The following is an 18,888-nucleotide window of genomic DNA, read 5'->3' on the forward strand; positions in this document are numbered from 1 at the left end:
ATGTTGATATGATGTGCGGACGCGGATAATAGGGGGATCGCTCCTTGCCCGACCCGCGCGGCCCGCGCGCGGATGATCCTGATAGGACGGAGTTAGCTATGCCTGTTGACCGCTGGATAGATGTTCACTGCCACTTCTTCCCGCCCATGCCGGACGAAGGACGGCAGGCGATCGTCGACATCCTCAATCAGAATTGCTGGTGCCTCTCGCACCTCGACCAATGGACGCCCGAAGCGACGCTCAGGATGATGGACGAGGTCGGCATCCAGATGCAGATGCTCAGCTTCATGGGGTCGAGCGCCGAGACCTTGCAGAAGGCTAATGACTATGGCGCCGAACTGGTGCGCCGCCATCCCGACAGGTTCGGCCTGCTCTACGCACTGCCCACGAACGATCCCGAGGCGTGTCTGAGGGAGATACCCTATGCGCTGGACGAACTGGGCGCCGACGGGTTCGCCGTGCAGCATATCTTCAGCGGCGCGACCATCAGCGATCCGGCGCTCGACCCCGTCTGGGAGGAGTTGAACCGGCGGGAGGCCGTGGTCTTCGCCCATCCAAACGCCTTCGGCAGCGCCTGGGGAAGGCCCGGCGCGCTCATCGAGGTCGCGTTCCAGACCGCCAGCGTGATCACCGACCTGATCTATCGCGGGCTGTTCCGCCGGACGCCCGACGTCAAGTTCATCTTCACGCACAGTGGCGGCGCCTTCCCGGCGCTGTCGGGCCGCCTGCTGCTGCTGGGCACGCAGCCCTGGGTGCCCAATCCCAACAATATCACGCGCGACGACATGCGCGATACGTTCCAGCGCATATTCCTGGACACGGCGATGACCATGCCGACGGGGCTCAATGCCGCGCTGGCGATGACCTCGCCCGACAAGATCCTGTACGGCTCCGATGGCGGCGTGCCCTGTTCCACCGACGAGTCCCTGTCGCTCAATCTCGACGCGCTGGTCAATTTCGACGGGCTGAGCCGCGATCAGATCAATGCGATCGGGCGGAACGCGCTCACCCTGTTCCCGCACGCGAAGGCAAGGATCGAGGCGGCGCTCGGCGCCCCGCACGACGTTGCCGACCCCGCGACCCTACCTGCCTGAGCATCAGGCCGGCCGACCCGCAGACGGTGGGCCGGCTGTCGCTGCTCGGATGAATATCCCGCTATTCCAAGGAGATGATAATGCGTGAATGTACCAAATTCTATATCGACGGGCAGTGGGTCGAACCCAGCAATCTGCGCACGGTCGATGTCATCAATCCGGCGACGGAAGAAGCGGACGGCATCGTCGCGCTCGGCAATGAGGAAGACGTCAATCGCGCCGTCGCGGCGGCGCGCCGCGCGTTCGACAGCTGGTCGCGGACCAGCCGGGAGGACCGTATCGCCCTCTTGGAACGGATCGCGGCCGAGGGCGAAAAGCGGGCGGCCGACCTGGCCGCGGCGATGACCGCCGAAATGGGCGCCCAGAAGGACTGGTCGTCGGGCGGGCAGGTGCCGTTCGGCCTGGCCCATGTGTCCGTGGCGATCGAGATTCTCAAGAATTTCGTGTTCGAGGAAAAGCGCAACAACACGGTCATCCGCAAGGAGCCGATCGGCGTCTGCGCGATGATCACGCCCTGGAACTATCCGCTGAACCAGATCTTCACGAAGGTCGCGCCGGCATTGGCGACCGGATGCACCATGGTGCTCAAGCCCTCCGAAATCGCGCCCTATTCCGCCTATATCGTCGCCGAGATGCTGGACGCCGCCGGCGTGCCGGCCGGTGTCTTCAACCTGGTCAACGGCGACGGGCCGGGCGTGGGCAGCGTGCTGTCCAGCCATCCCGAGGTGGACATGGTGTCGTTCACCGGCTCCCTGCGGGCGGGCGTCGAAGTGGCCAAGAACGCCGCGCCCACGGTCAAGCGCGTGCAGCAGGAACTGGGCGGCAAGGGCCCCAACATCATCCTGGACGATGAACGGTTCGCCGACGGCGTGCGCCAGAACATCCAGGCGCTGACGATGAACACGGGTCAGTCCTGCGCTTCGCCGGTCCGTATGCTCGTGCCCGCCGCCCGCATGGAGGAAGCCAAGCAGGTCGCGGCCGAGGAAGCGGTCAAGGTCGTCACCGGCGATCCCTTCATGGACGGGTGCATGATGGGGCCGCTCACCGGCGAGGCGCAGTGGACCAAGGTGCAGGGCTATATCCAGGCGGGCATCGATGAAGGCGCGGCCCTGGTGGCCGGCGGTCCCGGTCGTCCGGACGGTCTGACCAAGGGCTATTACGCCAAATTCACCGTCTTCGGCGACGTCACGCCGGACATGAAGATCGCCAAGGAGGAGATTTTCGGGCCCGTCGTTTCGATCATGGCCTATCAGGACGAGGAAGAGGCGATCCGTATCGCCAACGACACGCCCTATGGCCTGTCCGCCTATGTCTGGGGATCGGATGTCGACCACGCCAGGGGTATCGCCGACCGGATCCGGGCCGGCATGGTGTTCATCAACGGCGGCAACATCGACATGGTGAACCTGGCCTTCGGCGGGTACAAGATGAGCGGCAATGGTCGCGAGTGGGGCGAGTTCGCGTTCCACGATTATGTCGAGACCAAGGCCATTTCCCTGCCTGGCTGAATGACCTTTGCGGCACACGGGTATTGCGTCCGTGTGCCGCAATATAAACCATAATAAATAGGGTGAGGATAATCGTCATGTTCAGTCCGGATTATATTATCGTCGGCGCCGGCTCGGCTGGCTGCATCGTCGCCAACAGACTGTCGGAACAGCCCGATATCAATGTCCTGCTGATCGAGGCTGGTGGCAGCGACAAGAGCATCCTGTACAAGATGCCCGCCGGGTCCTTCCCGCTGCTCAGATCGGGGCGTGGAAACTGGAACTATCACACGGTTCCGCAGAAGCATCTGAACGACCGCAAAATCTGGTTCCCCCGCGGCAAGGTGCTTGGCGGGTCGAGCTCCATCAACGCGATGGTCGTGTCACGGGGCAATCCGGACGAATATAATCAGTGGCGACAGCTCGGCAATGTGGGCTGGAGCTTCGATGACTGCCTCCCCTATTTCAGGAAGATCGAGAGTTTCGCCGGCGGTGAAAACGACATCAGGGGACGGGACGGCCCCTTGTGCGTGGGGATGCCGGGCTTCGACGAGCTTCGTCCCCTGTCGCACGCCTGGGTCCACGCCTCCATGCAGGCGGGCCACCCCTTCAATCCGGACAGCAACGGGCTGGACGTCACGGGCGTCGGCATGATCCAGACGAACTGCACGAGCGGCCTGCGCAACAGCGCGTCCACCGGCTATCTGCGCCCGGCGCTGACGCGGCCCAACCTGCAAGTCGTCACCGACGCCCATGTCACACGCCTTCTCATGAAGAGCGGCCGGTGCGAGGGCGTGGAGGTGCGCAAGGGGAATGAGCTCAAGCAATATCATGCCTCGACCGAAGTGATCCTGTCCGCCGGCGCGATCGGATCGCCGCAGATCCTGCTGCTGTCGGGCGTGGGCGATCCGGAGCATCTGCGTCAGGTCGGGATCAAGACCGAGCATGAACTGGCGGGCGTGGGCAACAACCTGCGCGACCATCTGACCATTTCGGTCAAGCAGAAGCTGACGAAGCCGCTGTCGATGGTGGACGACCTGCGGCCGCTCGGCATGTTGCAGGGCTTCGCCAACTGGGCCCTGTACAAGCGGGGCGTGGTGGCGAACAGCGCGTTGCAGGTCTGGACGCTGTACAAGTCCGCCGAGCATCTGGCCGACCCGGACATACAGAGCATCATCGTGCCCCTGATATATAGCGACCATGGCCGGCAGGTGACGATGGAGCACGGCTTCACGGTCGTGTCCTGCGCCTGCCGCCCGCAAAGCGTGGGCACGCTGCGGCTCGCCTCCAGCGACCCGGCCGACGCGCCGCTGATCGACCCCAATTATCTGGGCAGCGAAGCGGACATGGCGCCGCTCATCTCAGCGGTGCGCAACGTCCGCAAGATCATCGACCAGGAAGCATTCAGGTCCATCCGGGGCGAAGAACTCTATCCCGGCGCCAGCGTGACCTTGGACGCGGACATTGCAGCCTATATCCGGGCCGAGGCGCAATGCTTCTACCATCCGGTCGGCACATGCAAGATGGGGACGGACGATGCCGCCGTGGTCGACCCCGAATTGCGCGTACGCGGCGTCCAGGGGCTGCGCGTCATCGATGCCTCGATCATGCCGGATCTGATAACCGCGACGACCAACTTCCCCACAATGATGATCGCAGAGAAGGCGTCCGCGATGATTCTGGGTCAGGACCATCCAGCCGCGCCCTCCGAGCCGGCGATGGCCGCCGCCTAGGCTCACCGAAGACGCTGACGAGGATTTTTCGGTTTGGACCTTCATATTTCTGGGCGGGTGGCCGTTGTGACGGGCGGCAGCGGCGGCATGGGCCGGCAGATCGTCCGCTTCCTGGCCGCAGAGGGCGCGCATGTCGCCATCGTCGGCCGCGACGCCGAAGCAGGCAGGGCGCTGGCGCAGGAGGTGGAGCGGGACAGCGGCGCGACCGTGCGCGCCTATTCCGCGGACCTTGCCAGTGATGATCAGGTCGATCGCGCCGTCGCGCAACTCTGCGCGGATTTCGGCCGGATCGACATTCTGGTGAACGGCGCGGCGCTGCCTTCTGCAGCAGGCGAGTTCGAAAGGCTGGCTGAGCTCGATCTCGACCCGCTGCTCGACGAGATCAACGTCAAGGTGCTGGGCTATCTGCGGTCCGCGCGCAGCGTAGCGCCGCACATGCAGGAACGCGGCTGGGGCCGGATCATCAATATCGGTGGTGTGGCCGCCTATCTGAATGGTGCGCTGGGTGGCAGCATCCGCACCATCAGCGTCGGCGCGATCACCTCCAACCTTGCCGCCCAGCTGGGTCCGCTGGGGATCACCGTCAACTGCATCCATCCCGGTCCGACGGTAACGGAGCGATCCGATCACATCATCGCCAAGGTCGCCGCCGACCAGAAGGTGAGCGAGGAGGAGGTGCGCCGGCGCTTCGCCTCGCGCAGCATATTGGGCCGCTTCATCGACGCGCGGGAGATCGCCGCGACCATCGCCTTCCTATGTTCGCCGCTCGCGGGCGCGATCAACGGCGAGTCCCTCGATCTGAGCGGTGGATGCGTGGGCATGATGCGCTACTAAGCTGCGATGCGGCCACCATGATCCGTTCGTCCTGAACCCCACCCGAAGTGTGGAAGCCGCTTCAACCGCTCATGCCGGGCCCGGCCTGTCGCCATCCTGCGGGATCTGCGCCGCGATCGCCTTGGCCGCCAGATAGCCTACCGTCATCGCCGGGCCGATGTTGCAACCTCCGCTGGGGTTGGTGCCCAGAAAGGGGTTCGCCATGTCGGCGCCCGCGACGTGCAGGCCGGGGATAGGCTCGCCCTGCTTGTCCAGCACGCGACCCTGCGCGTCCGCCGCCAGCCCCGCCGTCGAACTCGTGTCTCCGGGATAGAGGCGGATAGCGTAGAAGGGCGCGACCGCGATCGGTCCGATGCAGGGGTTTGGCCCATGCGACGGATCGCCCATGGACCGGCTATATGCGTCCCGCCCCTTGGCGAAGTCCAGGTCGATGCCGGTCTGCGCATAACCATTGTTGCGCGCGACGGAATCGCGCAGACCCTCCGCGGAAATGCCAAGATTGCGCGCCAGCCCGTCCAGGGTTTTTGCCTCGGTCAGATAACCGTTCCTGACGAAGGACCGATAGGGCAGGGGGCTCGGGCGCACCAGCCCCAGCCCGTAGCGCCGCAGGAAGCGATGATCGCATATCAGATAGGCTGGCACCGCGCCGTTGGCGTGCATGGCGGGCACGAAATCGGAATAGGCTGCGGCTTCGTTGATGAAGCGGCGGCCGTCCCCGTTGACGGCGATCGCGCCCGGATAGCAGCGGTCGAGCCCGAAATGTGGGAACAGGATTTCCCGGCCGCTGCGCGCGACCATGCGGGAGACCGGCGTGTAGCAATAGTCGTTGATGGTGCTGTCCGACAGGCTGGCGCCCGCCGCCAGAGCGGCCGAAATGCCGTCTCCGCTGTTGCCCGATGGGGGCAGGGACAGATGGTCGGCGGGAAATGGCGCGCGCTGTTCGCGCATCGTCCGATTTCCCGAAAATCCCCCCGACGCGATCAGGACGCCCCTGCGTGCGCGCAGTTCGCGGCTCTGTCCCTTGTGCGAACAGCGCACGCCCGACACGCGCCCCCGTTCGACCAACAGGTCGCTGACCGCCGTGTTCAGCAGCAATTCTATCCGGTCGGCACGATCAAGAACCGATTTGAGAAGGCGACCGACGAAGGCGTTGCCGAACACCATGCGGGGAGAGCGTCCATAGCGCAGCAGCCCGGCGAGATGACGTGACAGCAGGCCGGTGGCGTAGAGCATGTCCCTGGGCGACCGGGTGGCGCGCAGCAGCCGCGCGATATCGGCATAGTCGACCTGCATTCCGCCGAAGATCGTCATCGCTTCGAGCGGGGGGCGAACATGCTTCAGCCACCGGCCGAGCACCCGGCCGTCGAAGGGGACGGGGGTCACGGTCCTGAAATTCCGGGCGCCCGGCGCTTCGGCGTCATAGTCCAGCCCGCCATAGCCCTGAAACGCTATCTCCGAATGGCCTTCCAGATAGGCAAGTGCTTGCGGGCCCGCGCGCAGGAGCCGCTCCACCAGCGCCCGGTCGAGCCTGCCCTGCGTCTTATGTTCCAGATAGGTGAGCGGCGCTTTGACATCCTCGGGAGGCAGATGGTGGCAGCCGGGCAGGAAGGCTCCGCCCGCCGCATAGGCCGTGGCGCCGCCGACAAGATCGGTCTTTTCCAGGATGCGCACGAACAGGCCGGCGTCGGCGGCGACGATGGCCGCCGTCAGGCCGGCTGCGCCCGCTCCCATGATGATGATGTCGCAATCACTCTCCATACCGTCCTGGCCACTTATCTCGTTGAAAACATAAAGGGCACCGACAGGGCGATCGTGATGGCCAGGGGCATGTCGGCCCGCCGCGCCGGCGATGTCCCGCATCGTCGATCAGCCTCGTCGACCGGCCCCTTGCCTTGTAGCCTAGATGCACTGGAACAGATTGGGGAGGCGTGCGGAGAAGAATTACATATCTGTTATTTGGCCGATATTCTTGTTGGTTCCTCGGCCGACATGCAAAATCGCCAGCCTGGTTGACGATCCCGCCGACGATCGCGTCGCACCCGTGGATCGCATCGACATGCCATGCCGAACGGACATGGACCGACCCAAGGGACATTGCGATACAATGGAAGATGCCGAGTTTATTCGCCCCCTGTTCGACGAAGTCGCGCGATCGGGCTTCGGGCAGGCGTTTTTCGACATCCTGTCAGACGACATCATATTTCAGGCCACGGGCACGTCCCCGGTGGCGGGCCGCTATGTCGGCAAGCAATGCTATATGGACAATGTGCTGACGCCGATCAAAGAGCGTGTGGCGGCCATGCCGATACCGATCGTGGACCGGGTGCTCGTCGACGGCGAATGGGCGACCATCCTGTTCCATTCCGAAGACGTGTCCGGGAAGAACGGCAAGGATTTCAGCATGACCTATTGCTGGCTCATCCGCGTCGCCGACCGCAGGATCGTCGAAATCATCGGCTTCTACGATCAGAAGAAGATGATCGACCTGTTCGACGACTGACCCGGACGACAAAAAAGCCGCCCGCATGACCCTTCCCCTTGGTGATCGTGCGGGCGGCTTCCCCGTTTACGGGAACGGGTCGGTCAGAACTTGTGCGACGCCATGATGCCATAGGTCGCCGGCGCGCCGGTGAAGCGGACGATATAGTCGTAAGCGAGGGCGACGTTAGTGATGTAATATTTGTTCGTCACATTCTTGCCGTAGAGCATGATCTTCCACTCGCCATCGTTGGTTTCAACGCCCGCGCGCAGATCGAGCGTCGTATAGCCCGGTATCGCATAGGCGGCGGGATTGCCGACCAGCGCGTTGGTGCCGCTGCGATAGGCGACGTCGCCGCCCAATATGCCGTGCCAATTGTCGCTGATCGGCCATTCATAGCCCAGGCCGGCATTGATCGACCATTTGGACACGAAGGGCATCTTGGTGTCGGCATAGTCGGTCGGCGGCAGGCCGCCCGCATTCACGCCGGTGAAGGTGTCGATCTTGGCGTCAAGATAGGTGACGGCCAGGGTCGGCGTGAAGCCCGACAGCGGCGCCGTGGATACGGCCAGTTCCGCGCCCTTCACGGTCGACTTGGGAATGTTGACGAGCCCGTCGAGCGCGCCGAACACCGGATCGATCAGCTTCGACTTCAGCTGCTTGTTCTTATAGTCGTAATAGAAGCCATTTGCGGTCAGAGTGACCTTGTTGTCGAGCAGGCGCGCCTTGATGCCCGCTTCATAGTCGATGACGGATTCCTGCCGCACCGGCTGGAACTGAGTCCAAGTGGAAGCCCCCAGCGAGGGGAAGCCGCCGGCCTTGTAGCCTTTCGACATATTGGCATAGAACAGGATCTGGTCGCTCGCGCGCCAGTCGATGCCCACGCGATAGGCCAGATTATCTTCCTTGAGTCGGTCCAGATAGCGTCCCGACAGGCCGGTCGCCGGATTGATCGACACGCAATCACCGACCTGAAGCGGCGGGAGGTTCGACTGGCCGCTGAAAAGGCCCTGAAGAATGTCGAAGAAGGCGGCCAGCCCGTCATTGCCCCGGTCGGACACGCATCCGTCGCCATCGCGCGTCGTTTCGGTGTAGCGCAGGCCACCCTTCAGGGTGAGGGTGGGCAGGATGTCGATTTCGGCGGCGCCGAACGCCGCGTAATTCTTCGTGTCCTGACGCAGCGTCACCAGGTCGCCACGCAGCCCGGTGGCGAAGAAGACAGAGCTTTGCGAGAAGCGCGCGTCGATGCCTTCGTTGGCGTCGTCCTGGGCGTAGTTGAGGCCGACGGTCCAGCGCACATGGCCCCTTGCGCCATTGTCCAGCCGCAGTTCCTGGAAATAGCTGTTGAAGGTGCCGAACGAGCCGTACATCGACTGTTCGAAATCGGCGCCGCCATTCTGCTGGAAGGCATCGCGCTTGGCATGAAGGTAGGAGGACAGGGACGTCAGCGTCAGGCTGTCGGTCAGCTCGTATTGGGCGCGCATACTCGCCTGGATCAGGTGGGTGTCGTTGTACAGCGGCAGGTTGGGGGAAAAGCTGGCGGCGCGGGGCGTGTGCGGCGCGGGCGGATAGTTGAGCTCATAGTCCGGGGCGAGGCCCGGATTCTGGATGTTGAGCTGATAGAATTGCGGCTGCTGCGGGTCGGACTTGTCGCGCCAGCCGTTGACGTTGAGGTTGATGGTCAGGCGCTCGGTCGGCTGCCAGTCGAGCAGCCCGCGCAGCGCCCAGGTGCTGGTCGCGCCGGTGGTGTCGTTGCGCGTATAGCTGTACTGCCAGTCGTCGCCGGTGCTCGCCCGGCCCGCCAGGCGGACCTTGACGGTGTCGCTGAGCGGGCCGCTGACATAGGCGTCGGCGACGAGCGTGTTGAAGCGTCCAAAATCGAGGCTCATGCCCGCCTGGAAGGTGGATGTCGGCTTGGCCGCGATATAGTTGATCGCGCCGCCGGTCGCGTTGGCGCCGAACAGCGTGCCCTGGGGGCCGACCAGCACTTCGGCGCGTTCCAGGTCGAAGTTGGTGAGCGACGCGAGGATCGGGAACGGGAGCGGTATCTGATCGAGATAGACGGTGACGTCCGGATAGGCCGAGAGCGTACCGTCGGTGAAGCCGACACCGCGCAGGGTATAGACGGTCGTTCCCGTATTGCTGGGCGAATAGTTGAGGCCCGGCACCGCCGCCGCCAGATCGGCCGCGCTCTTGACGCCCTTGTCCTTCAGCGCGTCGGCGGAAAGCGCCACGATCGGCGCGCCGACCTTGTTGATCGACTGTTCGCGCTTCTGCGCGGTGACGATGATGTCGCCCGAATTGGACGGCGCGGCGGTGTTGTTGGCGCCGGTCGAGTCCTGGGCCATTGACTGGGCCGACATCGTAAGGCCAATAGCCGTGCCCAATAGCAGCGCAGATGTTCGAATACTCATAACCCCTCCCACATATGTCGCGATTGATGCGACTTTTTTGGCGAGTTCTGGCTCGCAGCAGGCGCGATCGTGAAGGTTTTCCACCCTCCCAAAGCGCGTTTGCTGACGCCGGAACCTGTGATGAGTATGAAATCAACAAGTGATGAGGGTCAAGCGAGCTGCGCGTGAAAACTCATATGTGCTAAATTGCCGACCCCGTTGCGTTCGCGTTCGAAATGCTGCCAATCATGAGGGCGAAGGCGGATACCGCAGTCAGACATGACTGATCTAGGGACGCCCCCTCATGTCCTGTCACGAAACTCGCATCGGCAGCACAACCGTCATGACATGACACGACGCGCCTGCCCGGACGAATGGAGAGATGTCGCAATGAAGCTGTTGGTGCCCGTCAAGCGTGTGATAGATTATAATGTGAAGCCGCGGATCGCCGCAGATGGCAGCGGCGTCGATCTGGCGAACGTCAAGATGTCGATGAACCCATTTGACGAGATCTCCGTTGAAGAGGCAGTTCGTCTGAAAGAGGCTGGCATAGCCGATGAAATTGTGGTCGTCAGCATCGGCCCGGCCAAGGCGCAGGAAATTCTGCGCACGGCGCTGGCCATGGGCGCAGACCGTGCGATCCTGATCGAGACTGACGTGAGCGTGGAGCCTTTAGGTGTGGCCAAGCTTTTGGCGAAACTGGTTGCCGAGGAGGAGCCGGGCCTGGTGATCCTGGGCAAGCAGGCGATTGATGACGATAGCAACCAGACCGGACAGATGCTGGCTGCGCTATTGGGCTGGGCTCAGGGCACGTTCGCCAGCAAGATCGAGGTCGAGGGCGACAATGTTGTCGTCACCCGTGAGGTCGATGGCGGCCTGGAGACGGTACAGCTTACGCTGCCTGCGATCGTGACGACGGATTTGCGCCTGAACGAACCGCGCTACGCATCGTTGCCCAGCATCATGAAGGCCAAGACCAAGCCGATGGCGACGCGGACGCCCGGCGATTACGATATCGACATCGCGCCACGCCTGACCACCCTCACCGTCAGCGAGCCGCCTAAACGGACCGCAGGGATTAAGGTCGCAGACGTTGATGAATTGGTTGCCAAGCTCAAGGCATTGGGAGTTGCAGCATGAAGACGCTTGTATGGGTAGAGCATGAAGCTGGCCTGATGAAGGATGCGACCCTTCCGGCGGTGAGCGCCGCCACCAAGCTAGGCGAGGTTCATCTGCTGGTTGCCGGATCGGGCGTAGGGGCCGTGGCCGCGGCCGCCGCGAAGATCGCCGGCGTAGGCACGATCCATGTCGCCGACGATGCGGCATTCGAACATGCATTGCCCGAAAATGTCGCGCCGTTGATCGTAGCACTTATGAGCGATCATGATGCGTTCGTCGCACCCGCGACAACGACCGGCAAGAATATCGCGCCGCGTGTCGCCGCGATGCTTGACGTCATGCAGATCAGCGAAATCCTGTCGGTCGAAGGAGCCGATACTTTCACCCGTCCCATCTATGCGGGCAACGCCATCGCCACCGTGCGAACCAGCGACAGCAAGCTGGTGATCACCGTGCGCGGCACCGCCTTTGTGAAAGTAGACGCTGAAGGCGGATCGGGTGAGATCATGGCGGTTGCCTCTACCGGCAACGCGGAGCTTTCCAAATTCGTGAACGCGGAAATCGCGAAGTCGGAACGTCCCGAACTCACCAATGCCAAGGTGATCGTGTCGGGCGGCAGGGCGCTTAAGAACAGCGAAACCTTCGAGGCCACCATTTTTCCGCTCGCCGACAGGCTGAGGGCGGCGGTGGGCGCCAGCCGCGCCGCGGTGGACGCAGGCTATGTCCCCAACGACTATCAGGTCGGCCAGACCGGCAAGATCGTCGCACCCGACGTCTATATGGCGGTCGGCATCTCCGGCGCCATCCAGCACCTTGCGGGCATGAAGGATTCCAAGACCATCATCGCGATCAACAAGGATGAGGATGCCCCCATCTTCCAGATCGCGGACATCGGCCTCGTCGGCGATCTCTATACGATCGTACCAGAACTCCTCGAAAAGCTTTAAGTAGCGCCTGGGCTTGTAGTTGCTCGAGTATAATGTAACCTCAGCGGGGGGCGGGTCTGGTCAAATGCCCAGCATCACCGGAATGCCGGATCCTACTTACTTCTTGCAATGGTGTTAACGCATAAGATTCTGGCGCGTGATCCAGAGAGTGAGAGGTTGGCCGGGACGGGTTGAGCCCGTTCGGTCGAGAGAGAGCGCTGGGTCGGCTCCTCCGTCTCCCGCTTTGACGAGGTATCTTTCATGCTTCACGCTCCCGTCTCTGGAGCCGCTCTGGCGGCTTCGCTTCCGCTCACGCCCGACGGGCCTCCAGCCGCCGTCATTCTCGCCGCCGCTTGCCCTCTCCTTCCTCATCTCAAACAAGGCGGCACGATCGACGCCGCGATCTTGCGCTCACCTATAAAGCAGGCCTTCAGTGCCTTTGAAGCCACCAGCGCCTGAGGCTGGAGGGCGGCCTACAACGCCTGCGAGACGGCGACGGTGCTCTTCCTGCGCAAATACGGAAAGCCGCTCGCAAGGCCTCGTCTCCGGCTGAACGGCTCGCCGCGCTCGGCAAGAGCATCGGTTTGCTGCCGACGCACACGCGCCGGTCCGAGGAAGCCCAAGCCTTCCAGCAATTCTCGACTCCAACGCCGTTCGGTCTCACCGAGGTCATGACTTTCCTCGTCGAAGACGAGTTGAACGCGCAGGGCGGCGATTTCTCGCGCGGTCTGGACTGGGACTCCTATGTCGTACGCGATGGCTTCCTCAGTCAATCTCCTGTCCGATAACTTCTATTCTCGGTCACGAAAATGCAGCCGATATGAAGACAGAATTACCCGTCACTCCCTCTGATTAGTAGATTAGACAGGGCATTTGATTGGGCGCGGCGAAATTCGCCGCCAACGTTGAAAGGGGCGCCAGAAAGCTCGACGTACTCATGGAACTGGGCTGGCGAGTTGCGGCCGTTGGGTGGAAGGGAAAGCAAAATAAGGTAGTCTATTTACGCTTTTCGAGCAGGCGCGTGGGCGTAAGCCAAGCCTTATCCCAGACCAGCTCCTTTCGCGTTGCCCGCCGCCAGTCCCGATGCCGCAGTCTGAGCGATAGCAGTCTGCACTTGGCCAGCCCGCTCATTGATCGCAGCGACTAGCTTGCTGCGATCGTTGGTGAAGATGGTCGCGGACTCCTTGGCCCGGGATATCCCCACATAGAAGGACTTCTGGTCGACCAGATTGGTCGACTTGCTGTCGGCATGGATGATGACGTGATCGGCAGTCCGCCCTTGGGCGGCGAAGGCGGTATCAACATAGCCATGGGCGATGTGCCGGTCGCGGGCAGAATCGAGATGAAGCGTCTCGTTCGTTCCTCGCCCGGTCTGGATGGTGGCGGTGCGGGCCTGCTGATCCACGGCGATCACCTCGGCGCGCGCGCCATTGATCCGACCCGCCTCCCGGTCATTGCGGGTAAACCGGATGGCATCGCCGGCTTTCAGGTCGATGGGCTGGGCTGAGAAGGCCTGGGCATGCCCCGCACCCCATTGCCGCAAGCGCCAGTCCACCTCACGCCCATCCTCGGTCTTGAGCGCGATGGCGGCCTTGGCCGGATCGATGCTCTCGACGTGGTAGGCTGCGCCCCGCGTCACACCCTTGTCGGCATAGTCGCGGGTGAAGCGCACTACATCCCCTTTGTCGTAACTCAACGGATCGCGCGCCTCCGCACGGGTCAGCCCCTTGTTGACGAGGGATTCCACCGGGACGGCAGGCCCCGTCAGCGCCCCCGATGCGCGGAGCGCGGCGCGAATGTCGGCGGTCAACGCATCGCGCCCCTCGCGCGATGGCTCGATGACGATCGTGTGGGCACGCTCAGCCTTGTCCAACGCCGCATACCGCTCGGCAATGGCCACGAAGCGTGTGTCTCGGTCAGCTTCCTCGATGATCTGCCCACCACCCTGATCGAGCGCGGCCATGGCTTTCCTGGCATCCCCCTCGATTGACGCCAGCACAGCCTCCTTGGTGGCAAGATTGGTCTGCCGCACGATCTCGGCCAGCTTGGCGGTTTCCATGCCAGCGCCCTGCAATTGGACGAAGGCCGCACCCGCCTCGACAGACCCCAACTGCTTCACGTCTCCGACCAGCACGATTCGGGCGTCATGCTTCGCGGCGAGGTCGAACAGCCGCGCGGTATCGCGCGCCGACAACAGGGATGCCTCGTCCACGATCCACGCGGCGGGCCGGGTGGGATCAGCCCGCTCTGGCGACAACAGGTGCCGCGCCACGGTATCGCCGCGCGTGCCCAGCGCCTCGCCCAATACCATCGCCGCCGACGCGGTCGGAGCCAAGGCCGTCACGGCTATCCCCCGCGCTTTGGCTTCGCGGGCGAAGGTCGCCAGCACGGTCGTGGTCTTGGCGGTGCCGGCATAGCCCTGGACGGCGGTGATCCGGTTGCGGCTGGTCAGAAGCTGCTCGGTGGCGGCGCGCTGATCGGGATTCCAGCCATGACCTGCGCGCTCGGCCTGCGCCGCTGTGCTGGCGACAGCCTTGGCGGCGGCAAGCGGCGAGGCGATGGAGGCAAGCCCGCCGCGCCCCTCGGCCTCGATCCGAAGCATCCTGGCTTCAGTCTCAACATTCTGACGGGTGGTAAACCCGGCGAACTCCGCCCCACGCCGGTCGATATGGGAGCGGTCAATCAAGCCGCCCTGTTTCGTCGCGGCATCGATGGCCGCCCCGATCTGGGCGTACCCGATCTTGCCCAGTGCGATCCGTCCAGCCTCCTCTTGCAAGGCGGCGGCTGAGAATACCGACTGCCGCTCGCCCAGCTTGTCGGCGGCATGGACGACGGCGCGGACGGCGGAGCCGTCGCCCTGCAATTCCATGGCCGCGCGATGGGCAGGATCGGCGGCCTTCGCTTCGGCCTCTCTGACCATCGCCAGTCTTGCCTCGGCGCCAAACCCCGCTTTGGCCGCTGTCTCCCGCCACTCCACAACAAGGCTCCCATGATCGGCGGCAAACTTGGCCTCGCGGGTATCGAGCGTGGCAACCTGCTTCTCGATGGCGCTTGCCGTGTCGCGGGACGTACCGCGCTCCGCCAATGCCGCCTCGATCTCCGCGCTGCGGGTGCTGAACGCCTCGATGACTGCGGTGGAAACACCCCTGATCTCGAACAGGGAATCCTTTCCCGCCTCGATCTCATAGCCCAGTTCCCGGACCTTCAGCGCCAGTTCCTGCCGGTAGATCGCCCCGATCTGCTTCTGAAGCTGGTAGATCGCGCGCGGTTCGAGGCTGCGCCACGCGCCATCCTCGCCCTGCGTCGCGTTCATGATGACATTGTGGGTATGAAGCTGAGGGTCCTGGGCGCGGCTGGTGCCGTGCTGGAAGCTCGCGATCACCAGATTGCCGGTCGCCTCGCGGGCGACCGTGCCGCCATCGCGGATGCGGGTGGCCGCCATATGGCGTTCGACATGGGCCAGCGCTGTTTTAACGGCTTGCCCATGCGCTTCGATCAACCGCCGGTCGCCCGCAACCTCGGCAATGATCGACACCGACTTGGGGGCGCTCAAGGTCACGTCCCAGCCGGGGCGATGCTCCAACTGCCCGTCGCGGAACGTACCAAGCTGCTGGTCGCCAACCTTGCCGTCTAGCAAGGCGCGGAACTGATCGCGATCCACCTCGCCGGACAGGCCCAGCGCCTCCGCACCCTGGCCCCGCCATTGGGAGGGCGATAGCCCGGCCTCGGCATAATAGTCGTCGGCCTCATAATAGCTGCTGGCCTGCGCTGAACTGGTGAGGGCAGAAACGGAAGCTACCATCACACCGGTCCCTCACTGTCGGGCTTCGGGGACGGTGACGGCTCCGGTGATGGTGGCACAGCTTGCGAGGCCTGCCCCCAGAGCATGGTCGACGGATCGGCGGCGATGAACCCCGGCTGGTGGGGATCGCCGCGCCGCGCGATATGATCGGCGGTCAGCCTGATCCTCGCCACCGGCAAGCCGTCGGGGAGCAGGAGATATCCCTCATGCCGCGCAAGGCGGAGCTGGCTCTCCATAATGGCGGGCCGCACCTCGCGCATTCTGCCCAAGTTGATGCGGTGGCCCTCGGCGCCGTCACCCAGCATGTCTGTCTTGGTGCGGATCTCCATCTCGCAATCGCCAATGGTCTGGCTGGCCCATTGCCGTGTGTCGCTGTCGATGGTTTGCAGGAACAGCTTGGTGTTGCAGCAGCCCAGCATGGATTCGGCGATCTGCGGCCCATAACGGTGCTGCATCTGCCCCAGCGCCTGGAAGGTCAGCACGACCGCAGCGCCGAACTTGCGGCCCTCGGGCAGCAGCCGCGCCAGATTGTCGACACGGGGCAGGTCGGCCAGTTCGTCCAGCACGAACCAGATGCGCCGGTCCTCGGAAGGGTGCAGGCCCAGCACGGCGCTGGCCGCGCATTCTAGCCAGCAGGCGAGCAGGGGCTTCGACGCCTCGAAATAGTCCTCCTTCCTCGGCACGAATATCCAGGGCAGCGCACCGGGATGCCGGTCGAGCGCTTCAATGAACTTGCGGAAGGCGAAGGGCTTGGTCTTGCCATCCTCAGCGCGCAGGAACTGGATCAGGTCCGCTGCCTTGGCCAGCATGAACAGCACACTGCCCGTGGCCCGGTCGGCATCGTCGGCAAAAGTCCGCGCCGACGAACTGGTGGCGAGCCATTCCTTGAGGTCATCCTTGGGGCGGTTCTTCAGCGCATGGAGCAGGTCGGGGAGGGTGCGCCTGTTCTCCTGCCACAAGGCCCGGATCATGTTGGCGACAAGGATACGGCTGGTATCGAGCCACACATCGCTGTCGTGTTGCCCGGTCTCGGTGATGAGCTGGTGGGCGATGCGGTCGGCATCGGCCGGATGGGCGATCTCGGCGAAGGGCGACCAGAAGGCGCAGCGGGCGTCAAACGGATTGAGGATCACGTCGCCGCGCGCCGGATCATAATAGTGCGCGATGAATTCGCCGCTGGTGTCGTAGACCAGCGCGGCTTCGCCGCGCGTCTCGATGCGATCGAGCAACTGGCGCAAGGCTGTGGTCTTGCCGCTGCCCGTCGTGCCGATCATCGCCATGTGGCGTGTTTCCAGACGAGCGGGGATAGGAACCTTGCCGATCAACAGGGTGCGGGCGTCAGCCTCCTTGCCGGTCAGCCTGGCCAGTTGCTTCTCGTCCACCACTTGCGTTCCGCCGATCCAGCGATCGGCCAGCAGGCGCTCGCGCCGCCGCCCCAACGCGCCGCGTGACGCAATCAGGCCCACGAGCCAGGTGCTGAAGCCAAGCCAACATCCCCATATGGCCCAGGCCCAGACAAGATCGACGCGCCGCCGAAAATAGGGGTGGGCGATGATCTGGCGTGCCGATCGCCCTTCCTCGATATGGTCGGGATAGTGAACGTCGATCCCTGTGTCCGCCTCCCAGCCGGACACGGCCCAGAGCTTGGTCCTGGCCCAGTAGTAGGTGCCGGTGGCGAGCATCGCGTCGCGGCCCAGCATCATGTTGGGCAGTGTCAGTCCGCCGAGAGCAACCGAGGCCAGCATGACGAGGGCCTGCCGCTTGAGACGGGCGCCTTGCGTGCTGAGATGATGCTTGCGTAGGGCATCGGCATGGTTGCGGCGATCGTCGGGGCGGGTCATGGCCGGTTCTCCCGCGCAAGGCCCCGCTGGCGATTATAGGCGGCTGTGATCTCCTCGGTGAGGATCGCGTCGCTCTTGCGCGCGCCACTGGCGGCGCTGCGGGCGTAGCAATAGGCAGCGCAGGCGGTGAACAACGCGCGGTCCAGCATCCGCTCCACATCCACGATGCGCGTACCGACCGATGCCAGTTCGGTGACGATCTCGCGGGCGTCGATCCCTCCACTTGTCCCCTGGACGAGGGCAGCCAGCCCCATGTCCACGACGCGGGCGAGCATGGCATATTCGCTCAGTCCGCGTTGTCTGGCAAAGCCGGCAAGGGTGCGGTGCTGGGCCGGAGAGAGCCGCACGGTCTGGGCGCGGGCGCTCATCGCACCGCTCCTGGCGAGATGCTATTCGCCATCGCGAGGAACGGCGCAATTGCGCCGTTCTCGTGTCCTCCCGTTTGACGAGATGCTATCCGCATCCTGTCAAACCCGCAGAAATGCTGGATGCACCCGTGCGTGAGGTGTGTATCTGAATTGTCGGCTCGATGCGTAGCATCGCAGCCCTGCGACTTTGTCCGTTGGGCGACCGGATCAGGCATGGTCCGATCCTTCCCGGCAGGCTTCGCCCGGTGCGTCAGGGGTGGTGGCCCTTACCCAAGCGGCGATGACACGCTTGGCTTCGCGGTCGGCCTTGGGGCGATCGATCTCCCGGCGCTGACGGGGCTGGTCATAAAGGCCGTGTTCGATGATCCAATTCTGGGTCACTTCATCGATGGCATCCTGCAACCGCCTGTCGAGCTGCCTTACCGTGATGGGATCGAGATGCGCGGTGACGTGCGGGGCTTCGATCAGTCCGCCTAGCGGGAGATAGGTCCCACCTGCATCCTGCAGGGGGCCATCCACCCGCAGGGTCGATACGACGCCACGGTGGGTGTGCAGAACGGGGCGTTCATTGAGCATCCAGTGGCTGATCGAACAGCGGTAAGTTTCACCATCATCATTGAAGGGTAGCAGCCGCTCGATCAGCGGTTCGACCATGGGCGCAAGCCGCTGATGGACCGTGAAGCGCAGCGTGACATGGGACTGGCCCCGCAGCCGTGCGGCCAGCCAATCGATGCTGTTGCGGATTGAAGGCATGAGTCGTCCTTTCGTGAAACCACGATTGCGGTGGTTCATCGTTTCGCGAGATGCAGACG

At 63.8% G+C, this 18,888-nt stretch carries 14 protein-coding genes; 7 read left to right on the top strand and 7 right to left on the bottom strand.

The features are described from left to right. Positions 1-98 precede the first annotated feature (98 nt). From TZ53_RS11105 to TZ53_RS11120, 4 genes are all read left to right on the top strand, one after another. Entirely contained in the window at positions 99-1,094 is a 996-nt protein-coding gene (locus TZ53_RS11105) for an amidohydrolase family protein (RefSeq protein ID WP_044661309.1), read from the top strand. An 80-nt stretch (positions 1,095-1,174) separates the two neighbouring features. After that, positions 1,175-2,602 (top strand): aldehyde dehydrogenase family protein, encoded by a 1,428-nt coding sequence (locus TZ53_RS11110; RefSeq protein WP_044661310.1) that lies wholly within the window; start codon positions 1,175-1,177, stop codon positions 2,600-2,602. A 77-nt stretch (positions 2,603-2,679) separates the two neighbouring features. Further along, complete coding sequence (locus tag TZ53_RS11115; RefSeq protein WP_044661311.1) at positions 2,680-4,314, top strand: GMC family oxidoreductase; 1,635 nt, start codon at positions 2,680-2,682, stop codon at positions 4,312-4,314. A 57-nt stretch (positions 4,315-4,371) separates the two neighbouring features. After that, positions 4,372-5,148: an SDR family NAD(P)-dependent oxidoreductase gene (locus TZ53_RS11120; RefSeq protein ID WP_157009801.1), complete on the top strand. Its 777-nt coding sequence runs from the start codon at positions 4,372-4,374 to the stop codon at positions 5,146-5,148. A 69-nt stretch (positions 5,149-5,217) separates the two neighbouring features. Here the strand turns inward: TZ53_RS11120 and TZ53_RS11125 are convergent, their stop codons facing one another. Further along, complete coding sequence (locus tag TZ53_RS11125) at positions 5,218-6,906, bottom strand: FAD-dependent oxidoreductase (RefSeq protein ID WP_044662991.1); 1,689 nt, start codon at positions 6,904-6,906, stop codon at positions 5,218-5,220. Between the two features lie 316 nt (positions 6,907-7,222). Here TZ53_RS11125 and TZ53_RS11130 point away from each other — a divergent pair, with 316 nt between their 5' ends. Continuing rightward, complete coding sequence (locus TZ53_RS11130; RefSeq protein WP_197565225.1) at positions 7,223-7,648, top strand: nuclear transport factor 2 family protein; 426 nt, start codon at positions 7,223-7,225, stop codon at positions 7,646-7,648. Between the two features lie 83 nt (positions 7,649-7,731). Here the strand turns inward: TZ53_RS11130 and TZ53_RS11135 are convergent, their stop codons facing one another. Further along, positions 7,732-9,990 (bottom strand): TonB-dependent receptor, encoded by a 2,259-nt coding sequence (locus TZ53_RS11135; protein WP_172668315.1) that lies wholly within the window; start codon positions 9,988-9,990, stop codon positions 7,732-7,734. Positions 9,991-10,410: 420 nt separating this feature from the next. On the opposite strand from TZ53_RS11135, the gene TZ53_RS11140 reads away from it, so the two are divergent. Together TZ53_RS11140 and TZ53_RS11145 are read left to right on the top strand one after the other, a co-directional pair. Next, positions 10,411-11,160: an electron transfer flavoprotein subunit beta/FixA family protein gene (locus TZ53_RS11140; protein WP_044661315.1), complete on the top strand. Its 750-nt coding sequence runs from the start codon at positions 10,411-10,413 to the stop codon at positions 11,158-11,160. Further along, positions 11,157-12,086: an electron transfer flavoprotein subunit alpha/FixB family protein gene (locus tag TZ53_RS11145; RefSeq protein ID WP_044661316.1), complete on the top strand. Its 930-nt coding sequence runs from the start codon at positions 11,157-11,159 to the stop codon at positions 12,084-12,086. Before TZ53_RS11140 ends, TZ53_RS11145 begins: the two co-directional genes overlap by 4 nt. A 452-nt stretch (positions 12,087-12,538) precedes the next feature. On the opposite strand, the gene TZ53_RS26755 is transcribed toward TZ53_RS11145, so the two are convergent. From TZ53_RS26755 to TZ53_RS11170, 5 genes are all read right to left on the bottom strand, one after another. After that, positions 12,539-12,838: a hypothetical protein gene (locus tag TZ53_RS26755; protein ID WP_044661317.1), complete on the bottom strand. Its 300-nt coding sequence runs from the start codon at positions 12,836-12,838 to the stop codon at positions 12,539-12,541. Between the two features lie 266 nt (positions 12,839-13,104). Further along, positions 13,105-15,867 (bottom strand): MobF family relaxase, encoded by a 2,763-nt coding sequence (gene mobF / locus TZ53_RS11155; RefSeq protein ID WP_044661318.1) that lies wholly within the window; start codon positions 15,865-15,867, stop codon positions 13,105-13,107. After that, the gene (locus TZ53_RS11160; RefSeq protein WP_044661319.1) at positions 15,867-17,708 is read right to left on the bottom strand and encodes a type IV secretion system DNA-binding domain-containing protein; all 1,842 of its coding nucleotides are present in this window, start codon (positions 17,706-17,708) and stop codon (positions 15,867-15,869) included. Before TZ53_RS11160 ends, mobF begins: the two co-directional genes overlap by 1 nt. Further along, positions 17,705-18,076: a hypothetical protein gene (locus TZ53_RS11165; protein ID WP_044661320.1), complete on the bottom strand. Its 372-nt coding sequence runs from the start codon at positions 18,074-18,076 to the stop codon at positions 17,705-17,707. The genes TZ53_RS11160 and TZ53_RS11165 overlap by 4 nt, the downstream gene beginning before the upstream one ends. 207 nt (positions 18,077-18,283) lie before the next feature. Then, on the bottom strand, positions 18,284-18,829 hold the full coding sequence (locus tag TZ53_RS11170; RefSeq protein ID WP_044661321.1) for a hypothetical protein: 546 nt from the start codon (positions 18,827-18,829) through the stop codon (positions 18,284-18,286). Positions 18,830-18,888: the final 59 nt, after the last annotated feature.

It is taken from the genome of Sphingobium sp. YBL2 (assembly GCF_000943805.1).
Lineage (GTDB): Bacteria > Pseudomonadota > Alphaproteobacteria > Sphingomonadales > Sphingomonadaceae > Sphingobium > Sphingobium fuliginis.

Excerpts from the sequence above, each read along its gene's own strand:
- TZ53_RS11105 (WP_044661309.1), top strand. The coding sequence starts at position 99 with ATGCCTGTTGACCGCTGGATAGATGTTCACTGCCACTTCTTCCCGCCC.
- TZ53_RS11110 (WP_044661310.1), top strand. The coding sequence starts at position 1,175 with ATGCGTGAATGTACCAAATTCTATATCGACGGGCAGTGGGTCGAACCC.
- TZ53_RS11115 (WP_044661311.1), top strand. The coding sequence starts at position 2,680 with ATGTTCAGTCCGGATTATATTATCGTCGGCGCCGGCTCGGCTGGCTGC.
- TZ53_RS11125 (WP_044662991.1), bottom strand. The coding sequence starts at position 6,906 with ATGGAGAGTGATTGCGACATCATCATCATGGGAGCGGGCGCAGCCGGC.
- TZ53_RS11130 (WP_197565225.1), top strand. The coding sequence starts at position 7,223 with ATGGACCGACCCAAGGGACATTGCGATACAATGGAAGATGCCGAGTTT.
- TZ53_RS11135 (WP_172668315.1), bottom strand. The coding sequence starts at position 9,990 with ATGTCGGCCCAGTCAATGGCCCAGGACTCGACCGGCGCCAACAACACC.
- TZ53_RS11140 (WP_044661315.1), top strand. The coding sequence starts at position 10,411 with ATGAAGCTGTTGGTGCCCGTCAAGCGTGTGATAGATTATAATGTGAAG.
- TZ53_RS11145 (WP_044661316.1), top strand. The coding sequence starts at position 11,157 with ATGAAGACGCTTGTATGGGTAGAGCATGAAGCTGGCCTGATGAAGGAT.
- mobF (WP_044661318.1), bottom strand. The coding sequence starts at position 15,867 with ATGGTAGCTTCCGTTTCTGCCCTCACCAGTTCAGCGCAGGCCAGCAGC.
- TZ53_RS11160 (WP_044661319.1), bottom strand. The coding sequence starts at position 17,708 with ATGACCCGCCCCGACGATCGCCGCAACCATGCCGATGCCCTACGCAAG.
- TZ53_RS11165 (WP_044661320.1), bottom strand. The coding sequence starts at position 18,076 with ATGAGCGCCCGCGCCCAGACCGTGCGGCTCTCTCCGGCCCAGCACCGC.
- TZ53_RS11170 (WP_044661321.1), bottom strand. The coding sequence starts at position 18,829 with ATGCCTTCAATCCGCAACAGCATCGATTGGCTGGCCGCACGGCTGCGG.